This is a genomic window from Mesorhizobium sp. M7A.F.Ca.US.014.04.1.1 (genome assembly GCF_003998745.1).
GTDB classification, from domain to species: Bacteria; Pseudomonadota; Alphaproteobacteria; order Rhizobiales; family Rhizobiaceae; genus Mesorhizobium; species Mesorhizobium ciceri.
In genome coordinates this window covers 1-565 of record NZ_RZRW01001374.1, presented here as the reverse complement: position 1 = coordinate 565, position 565 = coordinate 1, and the positions used below count along the sequence as shown (strand labels likewise).

Annotated in this window: 1 pseudogene; it reads right to left on the bottom strand. The window is 59.6% G+C overall.

The features are described 5' to 3' along the window. Positions 1–539, bottom strand: a pseudogene (locus EOA22_RS36620) (ATPase); the annotation flags it as partial. Positions 540–565: the final 26 nt, after the last annotated feature.

The following is a 565-nucleotide window of genomic DNA, read 5'->3' as shown; positions in this document are numbered from 1 at the left end:
AGGACGGCAACCGCCGCGAAGGCCAGCATCAACGTCGGCCTTGGAGCGCTCGGATTGAGCGGCGCCGTCGCAGCTGTGATGACCCTTGCATCGGCAACCGGATACGACTGTTGGCTTACCGAGTTGGTGTAGGCCTGCAAGAAGCTCTCGTACATCTTCTGGTAGGTTTCAGCCGTCACCTCAAGTTCTTCGAGCGTCGGCTCAGCACTCGTCCCGTCTGCTTTGGCTTCAATGCCGACGCTGTAGTCGTGCCGTGACCGGAACTGCTGCGCTTTTGCCATGGCCTCATTCATTTGAGTTCGCAGCTGCTGAAGCCGCATTTCCAGCCACGCGCCTCCTTCCTTGGCTGCGTCAGTCTTGGTTTCGATCTGCTCACGTACGAAGGCATCGGCCGTGGCGTTCGCAATCCTGGCTGCGCCCTCGGGATCAGGAGAGGTGAAGGATATGTCAATCGCGTAGGAAACGCCGACTCGGCGGACGTCGAGGCCGTTGCGGAAAACCAACATGCTCCGACGGAACTTCTGAAAATCGGTCAGCATGGGGGGTGCGGCAGGCTCGCTAAGAG